Origin of the sequence: Halolamina pelagica (genome assembly GCF_900115675.1) — an archaeon.
GTDB classification, from domain to species: Archaea; Halobacteriota; Halobacteria; order Halobacteriales; family Haloferacaceae; genus Halolamina; species Halolamina pelagica.
In genome coordinates this window covers 35,874-50,448 of the sequence record NZ_FOXI01000012.1, presented here as the reverse complement: position 1 = coordinate 50,448, position 14,575 = coordinate 35,874, and the positions used below count along the sequence as shown (strand labels likewise).

The 14,575-nt window shown below is 71.3% G+C and carries 15 protein-coding genes and 1 other RNA gene; 11 read left to right on the top strand and 5 right to left on the bottom strand.

From position 1 onward, the window contains the following. Positions 1-46 precede the first annotated feature (46 nt). Together BMZ83_RS13005 and thiD are read left to right on the top strand one after the other, a co-directional pair. The gene (locus BMZ83_RS13005; RefSeq protein WP_074879353.1) at positions 47-970 is read left to right on the top strand and encodes a sulfide-dependent adenosine diphosphate thiazole synthase; all 924 of its coding nucleotides are present in this window, start codon (positions 47-49) and stop codon (positions 968-970) included. After that, a complete protein-coding gene (gene thiD / locus BMZ83_RS13000) occupies positions 970-2,322 on the top strand; it encodes a bifunctional hydroxymethylpyrimidine kinase/phosphomethylpyrimidine kinase (protein WP_074879348.1) in 1,353 nt (450 codons plus the stop codon). Before BMZ83_RS13005 ends, thiD begins: the two co-directional genes overlap by 1 nt. On the opposite strand, the gene BMZ83_RS12995 is transcribed toward thiD, so the two are convergent. Together BMZ83_RS12995 and BMZ83_RS12990 are read right to left on the bottom strand one after the other, a co-directional pair. After that, a complete protein-coding gene (locus BMZ83_RS12995; protein WP_206674354.1) occupies positions 2,303-2,614 on the bottom strand; it encodes an AzlD family protein in 312 nt (103 codons plus the stop codon). The two genes, thiD and BMZ83_RS12995, sit on opposite strands and share 20 nt — an antisense overlap. Then, positions 2,601-3,371: an AzlC family ABC transporter permease gene (locus tag BMZ83_RS12990; RefSeq protein WP_074879343.1), complete on the bottom strand. Its 771-nt coding sequence runs from the start codon at positions 3,369-3,371 to the stop codon at positions 2,601-2,603. The genes BMZ83_RS12995 and BMZ83_RS12990 overlap by 14 nt, the downstream gene beginning before the upstream one ends. Before the next feature lie 136 nt (positions 3,372-3,507). Here BMZ83_RS12990 and BMZ83_RS12985 point away from each other — a divergent pair, with 136 nt between their 5' ends. The 5 genes from BMZ83_RS12985 to BMZ83_RS12965 all read left to right on the top strand — a co-directional run bounded on the left by BMZ83_RS12985 (position 3,508) and on the right by BMZ83_RS12965 (position 7,999). Further along, positions 3,508-4,728, top strand: a complete 1,221-nt coding sequence (locus tag BMZ83_RS12985) for an iron-containing alcohol dehydrogenase family protein (protein WP_074879342.1) — start codon at positions 3,508-3,510, stop codon at positions 4,726-4,728. A gap of 65 nt (positions 4,729-4,793) precedes the next feature. Then, on the top strand, positions 4,794-5,945 hold the full coding sequence (locus BMZ83_RS12980; RefSeq protein WP_074879339.1) for a nicotinate phosphoribosyltransferase: 1,152 nt from the start codon (positions 4,794-4,796) through the stop codon (positions 5,943-5,945). 241 nt (positions 5,946-6,186) lie between these two features. After that, positions 6,187-6,527: RNase P RNA component (gene rnpB / locus BMZ83_RS12975), an RNA gene on the top strand. A gap of 130 nt (positions 6,528-6,657) precedes the next feature. After that, complete coding sequence (locus tag BMZ83_RS12970; RefSeq protein ID WP_074879337.1) at positions 6,658-6,966, top strand: hypothetical protein; 309 nt, start codon at positions 6,658-6,660, stop codon at positions 6,964-6,966. Positions 6,967-7,096: 130 nt separating this feature from the next. Beyond that, a complete protein-coding gene (locus BMZ83_RS12965; protein ID WP_074879335.1) occupies positions 7,097-7,999 on the top strand; it encodes a hypothetical protein in 903 nt (300 codons plus the stop codon). A 1-nt stretch (position 8,000) separates the two neighbouring features. Here the strand turns inward: BMZ83_RS12965 and BMZ83_RS12960 are convergent, their stop codons facing one another. Further along, positions 8,001-8,735 (bottom strand): helix-turn-helix domain-containing protein, encoded by a 735-nt coding sequence (locus BMZ83_RS12960; protein ID WP_074879333.1) that lies wholly within the window; start codon positions 8,733-8,735, stop codon positions 8,001-8,003. 88 nt (positions 8,736-8,823) lie between these two features. Here BMZ83_RS12960 and BMZ83_RS12955 point away from each other — a divergent pair, with 88 nt between their 5' ends. Both BMZ83_RS12955 and BMZ83_RS12950 read left to right on the top strand, forming a co-directional pair. Beyond that, complete coding sequence (locus tag BMZ83_RS12955; protein ID WP_074879331.1) at positions 8,824-9,936, top strand: MBL fold metallo-hydrolase; 1,113 nt, start codon at positions 8,824-8,826, stop codon at positions 9,934-9,936. A 3-nt stretch (positions 9,937-9,939) separates the two neighbouring features. Beyond that, complete coding sequence (locus tag BMZ83_RS12950) at positions 9,940-11,208, top strand: MFS transporter (RefSeq protein ID WP_074879329.1); 1,269 nt, start codon at positions 9,940-9,942, stop codon at positions 11,206-11,208. A gap of 42 nt (positions 11,209-11,250) precedes the next feature. Here the strand turns inward: BMZ83_RS12950 and BMZ83_RS17245 are convergent, their stop codons facing one another. After that, the gene (locus BMZ83_RS17245) at positions 11,251-11,739 is read right to left on the bottom strand and encodes an SHOCT domain-containing protein (protein WP_079990192.1); all 489 of its coding nucleotides are present in this window, start codon (positions 11,737-11,739) and stop codon (positions 11,251-11,253) included. Between the two features lie 208 nt (positions 11,740-11,947). On the opposite strand from BMZ83_RS17245, the gene BMZ83_RS12940 reads away from it, so the two are divergent. Both BMZ83_RS12940 and BMZ83_RS12935 read left to right on the top strand, forming a co-directional pair. Then, on the top strand, positions 11,948-12,718 hold the full coding sequence (locus tag BMZ83_RS12940) for a plastocyanin/azurin family copper-binding protein (RefSeq protein WP_074879327.1): 771 nt from the start codon (positions 11,948-11,950) through the stop codon (positions 12,716-12,718). Between the two features lie 102 nt (positions 12,719-12,820). Then, positions 12,821-14,107, top strand: a complete 1,287-nt coding sequence (locus BMZ83_RS12935) for an MBL fold metallo-hydrolase (RefSeq protein WP_074879325.1) — start codon at positions 12,821-12,823, stop codon at positions 14,105-14,107. Here the strand turns inward: BMZ83_RS12935 and BMZ83_RS12930 are convergent. Continuing rightward, entirely contained in the window at positions 14,095-14,565 is a 471-nt protein-coding gene (locus BMZ83_RS12930) for an SRPBCC family protein (RefSeq protein ID WP_074879322.1), read from the bottom strand. The genes BMZ83_RS12935 and BMZ83_RS12930 overlap by 13 nt on opposite strands. Positions 14,566-14,575: the final 10 nt, after the last annotated feature.

Genomic DNA, 14,575 nt, shown 5'->3' with positions numbered 1-14,575 from the left:
ACCGACGACAACGTTTAACTACTCGGTAGTACCACGTGGTAATTGCATGTCCTTCGACGGCTTCACCGACGCGAGCGAGGCACAGGTTACCCGCGCGATCGCCGACGAGTGGCACGACGAGTTCATGGAGTTCACCGACAGCGAGGTGGCGATCGTCGGCGGCGGCCCCTCCGGGCTCGTCGCGGCGAAGGAACTCGCCGAGCGCGGCGTCGACGTGACCGTGATCGAGAAGAACAACTACCTCGGCGGCGGCTTCTGGCTCGGCGGGTTCCTGATGAACAAGCTCACCGTGCGCGAGCCGGCCCACGAGGTGCTGGACGAACTCGGCGTCCCCTACGAGGAGACCGACGAGGTCGACGGGCTCCACGTCGCCACGGCGCCGCACGCGAGTTCCGCACTCATCAAGGCCGCCTGCGACGCCGGCGCGCGCATCCAGAACATGACGGAGTTCACCGACGTGGTCGTCCGCGAGGACCACGAGGTCTCGGGGGTGGTGCTGAACTGGACGCCCGTCCACTCGCTGCCCCGTGAACTCACCTGCGTCGACCCCGTCGCCGTCGAGGCCGACCTCGTGATCGACGCCACGGGTCACGAGGCGGTCGTGGTCTCCAAGCTCCACGAGCGCGGCGTGATCGATGCGGCCGGGATCGAGGAGACCGGCGAAGCCGGGATGGACACGACCGCCGACGGCGAGTACGGCGCGCCCGGCCACGACTCGCCGGGGCACGACTCCATGTGGGTCGGACGGAGCGAGGACGCGGTCGTCGAACGGACCGGCAAGGTCCACGAGGGCCTGCTCACGACCGGCCTCGCGACGGCGACGACCCACGGGCTGACCCGGATGGGGCCGACGTTCGGGGCGATGTTGCTCTCCGGGAAGAAGGCCGCCCAGGTCGCCATCGACGAACTCGGCCACGACGCGCCCCGCGTCGGGATGCCGGGCGCACAGCCCGGGCCCGCCGACGACTGATGGGCCGCCCGGTCGCACTCGCCGTCGCCGGCTCCGACAGCGGCGGCGGCGCCGGGATCCAGGCCGACCTGAAGACCATCGAGGCTCGGGGCGCCTTCGGCGCGTCGGCGATCACGGCGCTCACCGCCCAGAACACTACGGGCGTGCGAGCCAGCGCGGCTACCGATCCCGGGATGGTCCGCGAACAGATCCGCGCGGTCGACGACGACCTGGGGGTCGACGCGGCCAAGACCGGGATGCTCGCGAACGCCGAGGTCGCCGCCGCCGCCGCCGAGGAACTTACTGACGCCGACTTCCCGGTGGTCGTCGACCCCGTCGTCGTCGCCGAGAGCGGCGACCGACTGCTCTCGGCGGCGGGCGAGGCGGTCGTCCGCGAGAAGCTGGTCCCGGCGGCGGCGCTGGTGACGCCGAACGCGCCGGAGGCAGAACTGCTCACCGGGATCGAGGTCGAGAGTGCCGATGACGCCCGCGAGGCCGGTCGCGCGCTCCGGGAGATGGGCGCCGACGCCGCGCTGGTCACCGGCGGCCACCTCGACGGCGCCGCGATCGTCGACGTGCTCGTCGGCGACGAGGTCCGGGAGTTCCGCTCGCCGCGCGTCCCGGACGCGAACAGTCACGGGGGCGGCTGCACGCTCTCGGCGGCGATCGCCGCCGACCTGGCACGGGGGTCCGCCCTCTCGACGGCGGTCGAGAACGCCGAGGCCCTGTTGGACCGCGCGGTCGCTCACGGTCACGACCTCGGCGACGGCACTGGGCCGGTCCACCACCTCGCCGACCTCCGTGCCCGCGCCGACGCGCCACGCGCGCTCCGCGAGGTGCGCGAGACGGTCCGGGCGTTCGAGACCCCGGCGATGGCGCCGCTGATCCCGGAGGTCGGCACCACCGTCGCCGTCGCGCCCGAGACGGCGACCGAGCCGGCCGACGTGGCCGCCTGCGAGGGCCGGCTCACCCGCGTCTCCGACGGCGTTCGCGCCCCCGGCGGCGCCGCACTGGGGGCGTCGAGCCACGTCGCGCGCCTGCTGCTGGGCGTGCGTGAGCACGACCGGCGTGTCACCGCGGCCTGTAACCTCCGGGCGAGCGACGCGGTTCGCGAGGCGGTCGAAAACGAGTTGACGGTCGCGACGGTCGACCGAACCCGGGAGCCCGACGACGCCGCCGGGACGATGGACTGGGTCGCCGAGCGCGTGCTGACCCGGCGGGACGGCGACGCGCCCGACGCCATCGTCGACGACGGCGCCCACGGGAAGGAGCCGATGGTTCGCGTGCTCGCGCCCGACGCCGAGACGCTGCGGGAACTGGTGCTGGGGGTGGCCGAGCTGACTCCGTCAGCGGTCAGATCACCGCCCGGCTGAGCACGACGACGCCCATCCCGCCGACCAGCGCCGCCAGCAGGCTCCCGGTTTTGCGGGTGAGCAGCACCACCGTCGCGCCGCCGAGCCAGGCGGTCGGCCCGCCGGCGACCAGCTCCGGGCCGACGATGGCGACGATGATCGCCCCGGGCAGCACCGAGAGCCCGGCTTCGAGCCGGTCCGAGGGGTCGACGTGGCCCAGCAGCCAGAACCCGCCGGCCTTCGTGAGGTAGGTCAGGGCCGCCATCGCGACGACGACGCCGACGACGACCGGATCCAGATCAACGACCGACACGGGCCACCTCCACGAGGCTGCCGGCGACGCCGCCGGCGAGGATGTACCACCGGCCGGGGAGCGCGCCGGCGGCGACGACGGCGACGACCAGCGCGACGGCCCAGGGCAGCAGCGTCGACTTCCCCTCCCAGAGCTGGGTGGCGATCGCGAGGAACACCGCCGTCAGGACGAAGTCGAGCCCGTAGCGGCTCGGGTCCCGGATCGCGGCGCCGACGTTCGCGCCGAGGGCCGTCGCCCCGACCCAGAACAGCCACGCCGCGATCCCGCTGCCGACGAGGAACGCGCCGCGGCCGTTCCCGTCGGTGAGTTCGCCCATCGTCAGCGCCCACGTCTCGTCGATGAGGAAGAAGACGCTGCCGTAGGACTCCCGGATGCTGAGCCGGGCGAACCACGGGCGCAGCGCCGCCCCCATCAGCACGTACCGCGCGTTGACGACGGCCGTCGTCGTCAGCACCGCCGCGATCGGGATCGGGTCGGCCCACAGCTCCACCGCGATGAGCTGGGCCGCGCCGGCGAAGACGGTCGCGCTCATCAGCGTCGCCTCCGCGGTGCTGAGCCCCTGCCGTGCCGCGACCATCCCGAACGCGACGCCGTAGCCGCCGATGCCGGCCGCGACCGGGAGGCAGCGGACGAACCCCTCGCGGAGCCCCGCCGTGGAGAACGTGACGCCGCCGTCGGCGCCCCCAGCCAGGACGGTATCGCCGCCGTCGGCGTCGCCGGTTACGGCGGGCTCTCCGCCGTCGGTGTCTCTCGCCATCGAGATGTGGTTCCAGTCCGGGGTTTCTAAGCCCTCCGTGTCCGGCGATCCTGTCCCCGTCTCTGTTTCTCTCTCGTCGCGCCGGCCGCGTATCGGTTCGGCCGGGGTTGATGTGGCTCGCCGCCGATGGCCCGGTATGACCGATCCAGCCACACGGCGGGAGTTCACGCTCGACTACGATCCCGGCGAGATCCGGTTCGGCCGCGGCGCCGCCGGCGACCTCGGCGACCTGCTGGCGGCCCGCGGCCTCGCCTCGGCGCTGGTGATGACCGGTGCGAACGTCGGTGCCAACCGCGACGTGATGGACCCCGTTGAGGACGGCCTCGGCGACTCCCTCGCGGGCGTGTTCGACGAAACGACCCCGGCGAAGACCCTCGGCGCGGCGCTCGACGCGGCCGAGCGCGTGCAGGCCGAGGGGATCGAGGCGATCGTCGCGGTCGGCAGCGGCTCCACCCTCGACGCCGCGAAGGTCGCGAGCGCGCTGGGGAGCTACGCCGACCCCGCTGCGGCCGCCGAGCACGCGCTGTCCGCGGGCTCGGTCCCGGTCGCCGACGACGGCCAGCCGACGCCCGTGATCGCGGTGCCGACGACGCTCGCCGGCGCGGACCTCTCGGTGATCGGCGGCGTCGGCCTGACGCTCGATTCCGACGCGGACCCGAGCGAGATCCCGAGCGGCGGCGTGAGCAGCCGCCGGCTGATGCCGACGGCGCTCTGTTACGACCCCGAACTGTTCGAGACGACGCCGCGCTCGGTGCTGACCGCGTCGGCGATGAACGGCTTCGACAAGGCCGTCGAGTGCTGCTACTCGCCCCACGCGACGCCGATCACCGACGGCACCGCGAGCCGCGGGCTGGCGCTAATGCGGTCCGGGTTCGCGGCGCTCCCCGATTCGGACCCCGACCCCGAGCAGTTCGACGACGCGGTCGCGGGCGTGGTCTGCGCCCAGTACGGCATCTCCACCCCCGGCGCCTACCGCGCGTCGATCATCCACGCGTTCGGCCACGGGTTCTCGAACGACTACGACGCCCACCAGGGGACGGTCCACGGCGTGCTCGCGCCCCACGTCCTGCGCTACGTTTTCTCCGAAGTCGACGGCCGGCGGCGCCTGCTCGCGACGGCGCTGGGCGTCGATACGGCCGGGATGGGCGACGCGGAGCTCGCCGACGCGGTCGTCGACGCCGTCGCGGGCGTCCGCGACGATCTCGGCCTCCCGACGGAACTCCGGGCGATCGACGGGCTCGGCCGCGAGCACCTGCCCGACATCGCCGAGACGATCCACGAGGACGGCCTGTTCGCCGAAGCGCCCGTGCAGCCCTCCGTTTCGGAGATCCTGGAGGTGCTGGAGGGCGCTTGGTGAGCCGCTGCGAAGGTTCACCGCCGCCGGAACGACCCACTTTTGCCCGCGCTGGCGGAACTCCGGCCATGACCGAGTTCGACACCGTCGGCGACGACGCCATCCGGCGGGGCGACGCGACCGCGGCGTACTTCCACCGCACCGAGACGGTGCTCGAGCACGCCGGCCGGAACCCGACCGTCGTCGCGGAGCTCGCCGCCGACCAGTTCCCGACCGGCGCGTTCGACCTGTTCGCGGGGGTCAAAGACGTGGCTGCGCTGCTTGAGGGCACCCCGGTCGACGCCGACGCGCTCCCCGAGGGGACGCTGTTCGACGGCGGCCCGGCCCTGCGGATCGAGGGCCCCTACCGCGCGTTCGCCCGCCACGAGTCCCCGATCCTGGGGTTCCTCTCGCACGCCTCCGGGGTCGCCACGGCGGCGCTGGAGAGCCGGGTCGCGGCGCCGGAGCGCCGGCTGCTCTCCTTCGGCACGCGCCACGTCCACCCCGCCATCGGCGCGATGGTCGAGCGGTCGGCGCTGGTCGGCGGCGCCGACGGCGTCTCCCACGTCGCGGCGGGGGAGGTGCTGGACCGCGAGGTCGGCGGGACGATGCCCCACGCGCTGCTCATCTGTTTCGGCCGCGGGAACCAGGAGGACGCCTGGCGCGCGTTCGACGAGGCGGTCGACGCCGACGTGCCCCGCGTCGCGCTCTGTGACACCTACGGCGACGAGGTCGACGAGGTCCTGCGGGCCGTCGAGACGCTGGGCGAGGGGCTGGACGCCGTCCGGCTCGACACCACCGGCTCGCGCCGGGGCGACCTGCGCCACATCGTCCGGGAGGTGCGCTGGGAACTCGCCGCGCGGGACCGCCCCGAGCCCGAGATCCTGCTCTCGGGCGGGCTCGCCCCCGCCGACCTCCGGGAACTCCGGGACGTGGCCGACAGCTTCGGCGTCGGCGGCTACATCGCCAACGCCGACCCCCTCGACTTCGCGCTGGACATCGTCGAGGTCGACGGCGAACCCGCGGCGAAACGCGGCAAGCTCTCGGGCGCGAAATCGGTGTACCGCACGCCCGACGGCGGCCACCACGTCGGCCTGCGCGGCCGTGACGGTCCCGACGACGGCGAGTCGCTGCTGGAACCGCTCGTCAGGAACGGCGAGGTCGTCCGGGAGTTCGACATCGACACCGCCGCCGAGCGGGCCCAAGCGGACGCGGCACGCGTGGGGTTCCGCGAGGACTGAGTGGCGGTTACCGGTCGTCGGCTTCCAGCTGTTCGGGGGCGTGATCGCGGCAGACCGTCCCCTCCTCGGGAACCCGGTGGATCGCTTCGAGCCGCCGGCAGTCGGGGTGTTGGCGGGGTTCGAACACGCTCGCTGGTTCGCCCCGAGAGCTACCCGGCCGCTGCCGGCGCGGACGCGCCGTCCACGGCCGGCTCCCCGACCCACCGAACCGCTTAACCGCGCCACCGACCTACGTTTAGCCGGCAGAGAGAGCCCGGTTCCCGCGCCCCGGCCCGCGAGCAAGGGGCGTGAGGAAAGTCCCCCCACCGTCCGGACGGGCGACCGGGCGCAAGCCCGGAGTCGGAGACGGCTGGCTCTGGAACAGAAACGAGACCGCCTGCCCCGACCCATGACGTGTGCGAACCGACCCGTAAGGGGAGGGAGCTAACCCACGGAGGGCCGACGGGCAGGAACGGATGGAACGGCGAACCCTCGCCGGTGCAAGCCCGTGCCCGAAGGTAGTCCGGACAGCCGGCGACGGCAGGGCGCGGGTGCTCAGCCGAATGTCGGGTCGAAACAGAAGGGGGCTTACTCCTCTCAGCCGCTCACCCTCGAAAGCGGCGGCGCCGGCCTCCCGAACGGTTTTGCCCGGCGGCCCCGTCGCTCCGACGATGGCACTCGATCGTGCAGTCCCGCTCACCGCCGGCGCCGACGGCGGCACCGAGCCCGGACGATGACCGACGACACGGCCAGCGACGGCGTGCTCGATCCCGGGGAGTTGGCGGCCGCGCTCGCCCGGTTCGGCGGCACCGAGTCGGAACGGCGTACCGTCGCCCGACAGGCCGTCGATCTCGCGGACTCGGGGCGCTACCGGAGCGACAGCGGTCGCCGGCTCACCGTCGATCTCGTCGTCGACGAACTGGCCGACGCGGCCGGCGGCTCGCCGGCGGACCGCTGGAACTGGTGGATCGGCGTCCTCTCGTTCGCCTACGGCGGCTACGAGGCGTTCGCGGTTGGGCGGTATCCGGGATCGGGGGAGTAGCCCGTGGCGCGCCGGCTCGCTCCCCACCGTCGCCGAGCAGCCGAGTGACCACCTGCCCCGCTTCCCCCACGCCGATCGTGGCTTCGGACGGGCCCAAACCGATATACTCGCTCCGCCCGATAGGTTCCCCATGCGTACGGACCCACGATCCTCCCGCCGACGGTTCATCGCCGCGCTCTCCGGCGGCGCCGCGTTCGGCCTCGCCGGCTGTCTCGCCACCCCCGGAGCGAACTTCGCCAGCTACAGCACGGTCGGTGACAGCGTCGACGACCTCGACTACGCGGCGGTCCTCGACCGGGCGCGCTCGGCGGGCTACGGGGTCGAGGCACCGTTCTACGTCAACGGCCGCGATCGGATCGGGCTCCCGCTGGACGTGCCCGCGCTGGCGGACCGGTTCGGCGAGGACGCCCGCGTCCTGCACGTTCGGTTCACCTACTCCGAGACCAAGTCCCTCGAGGGGGGTTTCACCGGCGCCGAGGCGCCGCGGCTGACGTTCGTCGACGACGAACTCGGCTTCGCGCAGCCGTTCCGGCCCGTGAACCTGCCGCCGGACGACTGGCTCCGCGAACGGATCGCGCTGCTGTTCCCGGACGCCGAGGCCGACGAGCTGATCGCCGACGCCGAGACGGCGGCCTCGCGGACCGACGACTCGTTGGTCTCCGTCGGCGTCGACGCCGACCCGGACTTCGCCGGCACGCACGCGGCCTTCGCCGAGCGCGCGAGCGAGACGACGGTCCCGGCGACCCAGGGCGACGGCTGGATCAACCTCGGTTACAGCGAGAACGGGACCGAGTTCGGCTCGTTCGCGATCGTCGTCCCCAGCGCCGAGATCGTCACCCGGGACGCGGGCCACCGCTACGAGATCAAACTCGACAGCGCGGGCGGGTTCCGGCTGCAGGTGCGACTCCCGGCCGGCGAGGAACTGCCCGAGTCGGAGTACCGCGGGGTGTTCCGGGAGATGTTCGAGACCGTCGGGCTGCCCGCGGAACGCGTCGACGACTACGAGTTCGAGTACAGCCCGAGCGTCTGGTAGCTCAGTCGGCGATCGACTCCGCCCGCGGCGACCCCTCGACGCCCAGCGGATCGTCGGTCGACGACGCGGTCACCAGCCGCAGGAACTCGCCGGCGTTGGTCAGGAGCTTGTTCTCGGCCTTGCGGAGGTGCTCCTCGTACGTCGACCGGGCCACCGCGGTCTGTTCGGCGAGCTCCCGCAGCGAGGCCCCACGGGGCTGTTCGTAGTAGCCGCTCTCGAGGGCGAACCGCAGCGCCGCCAACTGGCGGTCGGTGAGGTCCTCGAACAGCCGATCGACGGGCGCGAGCATGCTGTGGGGCAGCTGCTGTTCGGCGATGGCGGTCTTCGAGAGCACGTCGATCTCCCGGTCGGCCTCGAGGTCGCGGAACAGCGCCCGCACGTCGCCCTCGTCGAACGCGATCACGGTGTAGTGCTCCCAGCCACGGCGGTAGATCGTCGGCGGCTGGTAGAGGCAGTTGTGCGCCTCGAACTGGTCGACGATCGACTCCTCGAGCGAGCAGAGACACGCCTGCGTGACGACGTGGAGCCCCTCGTCGTCGACTGACTGGTGCAGCACCGTCCCCATGGCGTCGATCTCCGCGAGCAACTCCTCCGTCGGCGTCTCCGCCGAGGTGATTTCCAGCACCTGACAGTCGCTGAGGTACCACTCCCGGATCGTGAGGTCGGGGTGCCGCTCGGAGATCTCCCGGTACGGGCAGTCGTGTTTCACCCGGAAGGAGGCTTCGTAGAGGCTCATACCCCGGCTTGGGGGTCGACGCCCCTAACGGTACCGGTCATGACCGGCACCACCCATATCCCGGTCTGTGGCTTATCGGGGAGTACTGATGACAGACGTGGATCCGGACGAACTCAGTGCACGACTACAGGCCGACGATGACGACGTTCTCGTCGTCGACGTTCGGCACGAATCAGATTACGAGGAGTGGCACATCCCCGGCAGTGTCAACGTCGACGTGTACGACGAACTGCAGGATGACACCGAGACGGCGAAGGACGACCTCGCGGACCTCCCGGCGGAGAAGGAGGTCGTCACCGTCTGTGCCGCGGGCGTCGTCGCGGAGACGGCGGAGCACACCCTCGAGGAGATGGGGTACGACGCCGCGACGCTGGCCGACGGGATGAACGGGTGGAGCCGCGTCCACCGAAGCGCGCCGGTCGAGACCGATCTGGACGGCACGCTCGTCCAGGTCGCCCGTCCCGGGAAGGGCTGTCTCTCGCACGTGCTGGTCTCCGAGGGCGAGGCCGCCGTCTTCGACCCGTCCCACTACCTCGACAAGTACGACGGGATCCTCGACGAGTACGACGCCGAGCTCGTCGGCGTCTTCGACACCCACGCCCACGCCGACCACGTCTCCGGCGGCGCGGAACTCGCCGAGCGCCACGGCGTCCCCTACTACCTCCACCCGAAGGACGCGCTCGCGATCGACGCGACCCCGATCGAGGACGGCGCGACGGTCGACGTGGGCGCCGTCGGCGTCGACGTGATCCACACGCCGGGCCACAGCGAGGGCAGCGTCTCCTTCGACCTCGCTGGTGAGGCCCTGCTCACGGGCGACACGCTGTTCCACGAGAGCGTCGGCCGCGTCGAACTCGGCGTCGAAGCCGGGATCGAGGACTCCGACGTGGAGGGGAACGCGGCGACGCTGTACGAGAGCCTCCAACGACTGCTCGACCGCCCGGACGACGCCCTCGTCCTCCCGGCGCACGACCCCGGCTCGCCCGAGCCTCCGGTGACGGCGACGCTCGCGGACGTCCGAGCGCGGAACGCGGATCTCGACCGCGACCGCGAGGCGTTCGTCGAGACGCTCGCCTCGGACATCCCGGACCACCCGCCGAACTTCGAGCGCGTCAAGCGCACGAACGTCGGGCAGGAGGACGTGCCCGACGACGAACTGTCCGAACTCGAACTGGGCCCGAACCGCTGTGCGGCCGAATAACCGATGAGCCGGACAACTGACCTGAAGCAGGGCATCCGCGAACACCTCGGTCAGTTCTCGCTGCACGTCCTGCTGGTGTTCGCGACCGGGCTGACGATCGGGTCGGAGCGGACCGTCGTCCCCGTACTGGGCGAGGAGGTGCTCGGCGTCGAGTCCTTCCTCGTCATCGGCTCGTTCGTCGTCTCCTTCGGCTTCGTCAAGTCGCTGCTCAACCTCTACGCCGGCAAGTGGGGCGAGGAGTACGGCCGGAAGCCGGTGCTGATCCTCGGCTGGATCACCGCGCTCCCGATCCCGATCATCCTCATCTACGCGCCGAGTTGGAGCTGGATCACCGTCGGGAACGTCCTGCTCGGGATCAACCAGGCGCTGACCTGGAGCATGGCGATCAACGCCAAGATCGACCTCGCGAGCCCCGACCAGCGCGGGCTCGCGGTCGGCATCGACGAGGCGTTCGGCTACAGCGGCGTCGCCGTCGGGGCGTGGATCACCGGCGTCATCGCGGGGCAGACGAACCTCCGCCCCGAGCCGTTCTACTTCCTGGGGATCGTGGTGGTGCTGGCGTTCCTCATCTCGGTGTTCCTCATCAAGGAGACGCTCCAGTTCGCCCAGATCGAGGGTGACGAGGACCACCACGACGCGAACCTCCCGTTCTACGACGTGCTGAAGCGGGCGACCTACGGCGACAAGACGCTGTTCGCGGCCGCACAGGCCGGCCACATCGAGAACTTCGTCGACACGCTGTTCTGGATCGCGGTCCCGCTGTACCTCACCAGTCAGGGGCTCGCGATCGAGGCCGTCGGCGTCGTCGTCGGGATCCACAGCGCGATGTACTTCCTCCAGATCGGGACCGGCGGCCTCGCCGACCGGATCGGCCGTCGGCCGCCCGTCGTCGTCGGGATGTTCATCGCCGGGGCTGGCGTGCTCGGGATGGTGTTCGTCGACAGCTACCTCCCGTGGATACTGCTGTCAGCCGTCTCCGGGCTCGGGATGGCGCTGCTGTACCCGAACCTGATGACGGTGCCGAGCGACGCCGCCCACCCGACCTGGCGCTCGGCAGGGATGGGCGTCTACCGGATGTGGCGTGACTCCGGCTACGGCGTCGGCGCGATCCTGATCGGCCTCACGATGCAGTTCGTGTCGCCCGAGGCGGCGTTCTACCTGACCGCCGGGCTGATGTTCCTCTCGGGCGCGGTCGTGATCGTCTGGATGGAGGAGACCCATCCCGAGTTCGGGACCCACGAGCCGCCGGCCCCGGCGCCGGCGGACGACTGAGCCGCGTCGGACTGCCGCACCTCGCCGCCGAGCCGCCAGCGATCAGTGTCGATCCCGACGACCCTTGCCGCGTCGACGACAGCCGTGTCGACCGGACCGACTGTTCCCGCGTCGATCGGGCTGGTCGTTCCCCGTCGGTTCAGGCGACTGCCGGGCCGCGCCGTCGGGATCGACGGCGTCGGTCGCCGGCTCGGGTTCGGCGTCGATCCGGTTCGCCACGTCGGCGGCCGAACCGGTTTCCAGCAGCGTCTCCACCCGCCGATCGAACTCCGCCTCGCCGATCTCGCCGACCGCGTACTGCTGTTTGAGCGTCTCCAGCGCGGCGCTCTCCTCCGACGAGCCGGCGTCGACGCGCCCGGCGTCACCGTCCCGCTCGGACGGGAGCCACACCGCACCAGCACCGACGAGTACCGTCGGGAGGAGCCAGGTCCACGGGATCGCCGACTCCACGGCGACGAGGGCGGCGCCGACCGTGATCAACCCGAGGATTCGGAGCCGGCCCGCCGGCAGCCTCGATATTGTGCGATTCATACATTATCTTCGACTCCACGATCGCAAAAACCCTTGGAAGGCGGATAGCTGTCGGATTCGTATGCACTATCGGGCAGACGCTCCCCTCTCCCGTTATGGAAATGTGTTTAAGGCCCAATACCGTAACGAAACACGTAATCGGAGATTCCCCTCCGAACGGACGTCGACGCCACGCGCGAGTGACCGACGCCGACCGATTCACCACACCATGACACACAGTCGACGACAGTTCCTCGGAGCGCTCGGCGCCGGTGCCGTCGCCAGCACCGCGCTCACTCGGCGAGCGACAGCACAGGAGACCCCCGTCGTCGAGATGGGGAACAACTACTTCGATCCGATCGGGTTACACGTCGAACCCGGCACGACCGTTCGCTTCGAACTCGCGGCCGGGTCGCACTCCGCGACGGCCTATCCGGATCGGATCCCCGCCGGCGCGACCGCGTTCGACAGCGGCACCATCTCGGAAGGGAGTTTCGAGTACACGTTCGACGAACCCGGCACGTACGACTACTACTGCATCCCGCACAAGTCGATCGGGATGGTCGGCCGCGTGGTCGTCGGGGAGCCCGGCGGCCCCGCCGAGGACAGCGCGATCCCGGACGGCGACGTGCCCGACAGCGACGCGATCGTCGAGCAGGGAGCGATCGCCTACGGGACGTTCACCGACGACGACGGCACCAGCGGCGGATCGATGGGCCCCGGAATGGGTTCGGGAGGGATGGGGTCCGGAATGGGGGCAGGCCAGATGGGGCCGGGACCGACGGGTGGCTGGGCCGGCGGCTGGCTCGGTGGCCTGCCGTTCGTCGGCGGCGCACTCGCTCTCGGCGCCGGCGGCCTCTACTGGGCACTGGGTCGCGACGGCGACGGGTCGGCGGGTGACGCCGACGCGATCGCGGCGCTCGAGGACCGCTACGCTCGCGGCGAGATCGACGAGGAGGAGTTCCGCCGCCGCCGGGCCCGGCTGGAAGCTGACGAGTAGCGTCGGCCGGGCCTCGAAGGGCGCGCCCGTGATCGGCACTCCCCAGCCCCGGAAGGAGTTCTTTCGACGGCGTCAAACGGCCCCGCTCACAACCAGTTCCTGATGGAGCTTCGGGTTCTCGGCGGCGCCCGCGAGGTCGGCCGCAGCGCGATCCTCGTCGACGACTCGCTGCTGCTGGATTTCGGCCTCCTGACCGCCGAGCCGCCGCAGTACCCCGTGGCGACGCCGACGCCCGACGCCGTCGTCGTCTCCCACGGCCACCTCGACCACGTGGGGGCGATCCCGTCGCTCCTTTCGGGGTCGAACCGGCCGTCGATCCACTGGACGCCGCCGACCCGCGAGCTCGCGCTCACGCTCGCACGCGACACGCTCAAACTCCACGGCCACTCCCCGCACTGCCCGTTCACCGAGAACGACGTGAAACGGGTGACGGAGGTCTCCGAGACCCACGGCTACCGCGAGTCCTTCGCCGCCGCGGGCTACGAGGTGACGTTCTACAACGCCGGCCACATCCCGGGGAGCGCACACGTGCTCGTCGACGATGGCGAGACCCGACTCCTCTACACCGGCGACTTCCACGTCGACGAGACGGCGGCCGCCGACCCGCCCGCGGGCTTCGACGCCGGCGAGCCGCCGATCGGTCAGCGCCTCGTCGCGGGATCGACCGCACGCCCGGACGCCGACGTGGTGCTCTGTGAGAGCACGTACTCTGACGTGGATCACGAGCCGCGAGCCGCCGTCGAACACCGGTTCGCCCAGAGCGTGAAGACGACGCTCTGGGAGGGCGGCACCGTCGTCGTCCCCGCGTTCGCGATCGGGCGAACTCAGGAACTGCTGCTCATCTGCGAGCAACACGACATCCCCTGTTACGTCGACGGGATGGGCAAGCGCGTGACCGAGATGCTTCGTCAGTACCCCGAGTACGTCCGGGACGCCGACGCGCTCCGGCGCGCGAAGTCCCACGCCCGGTTCGTGACCGGCCGCGACGGCCAGCGCAAACGTATCGCCGACCAGCCCGCGGCGATCGTCACCACGAGCGGGATGCTCTCGGGCGGGCCGGCGATGACCTACATCCCCGAGATCCGGGCCAACCCCGTGAACAAGGTCACGCTGACCGGTTACCAGGTCGAGGGAACCCCCGGCCGCGAACTGCTCGAGACCGGGCGCGCGGAGATCGACGGCCGGGTGATGCCGGTCAGCGCTGGGGTCGAGGGGTACGATTTCTCGGCCCACGCCGACCACGACGGCCTGCGGCGCGTGCTCGACGCCTACGACGACGCCGAGATCCTCGTGAACCACGGCGACCGCTGCGGGGCGTTCGCGGCGGAACTCCGCGAGGACGGCTACGACGCGTCGGCGCCGGAACTCGGCGCGACCTACTCGGTCTGACCGGCGAACTGCTGCTCCAGCCAGTCGAACTGCTGCTCCAGCTCCCGGCGGCGCTGGCGCTTGATCACCGTCGCGTCGAGCAGTTTCCCGACCAGCGCCACGTCGATGGCGAACTCGGTCTCGGCGGTCACCTCGGTCCCCTCGGCCGTCGGCTCGAGCGTGTACCGCGTCACCATCTCCTCGAAGATGCCGTCGTGCTGGCGGTAGGCGAGTGCCGTGTCCGGGTCGTCGAACAGGTCGAGAACGAGTTCGATCGTGGCGATCCCGACGCCGTTGGTGATCGTGATCCGGTCGCCGTCGCCGGCCTGCGGCCGGCTGCCGGAGGGGCTTTGCCCCTCCCTGTCGACGGCCACCTCGTCGAACCCCGCGGCGCGCATGAACGCGCCCACGTCGTCCATCCGTTCCCGTACCGCGTCCGGCGGCGCCGCCACGTCACGCGAGACACTGACCGAGTTCATACCCCCGGCT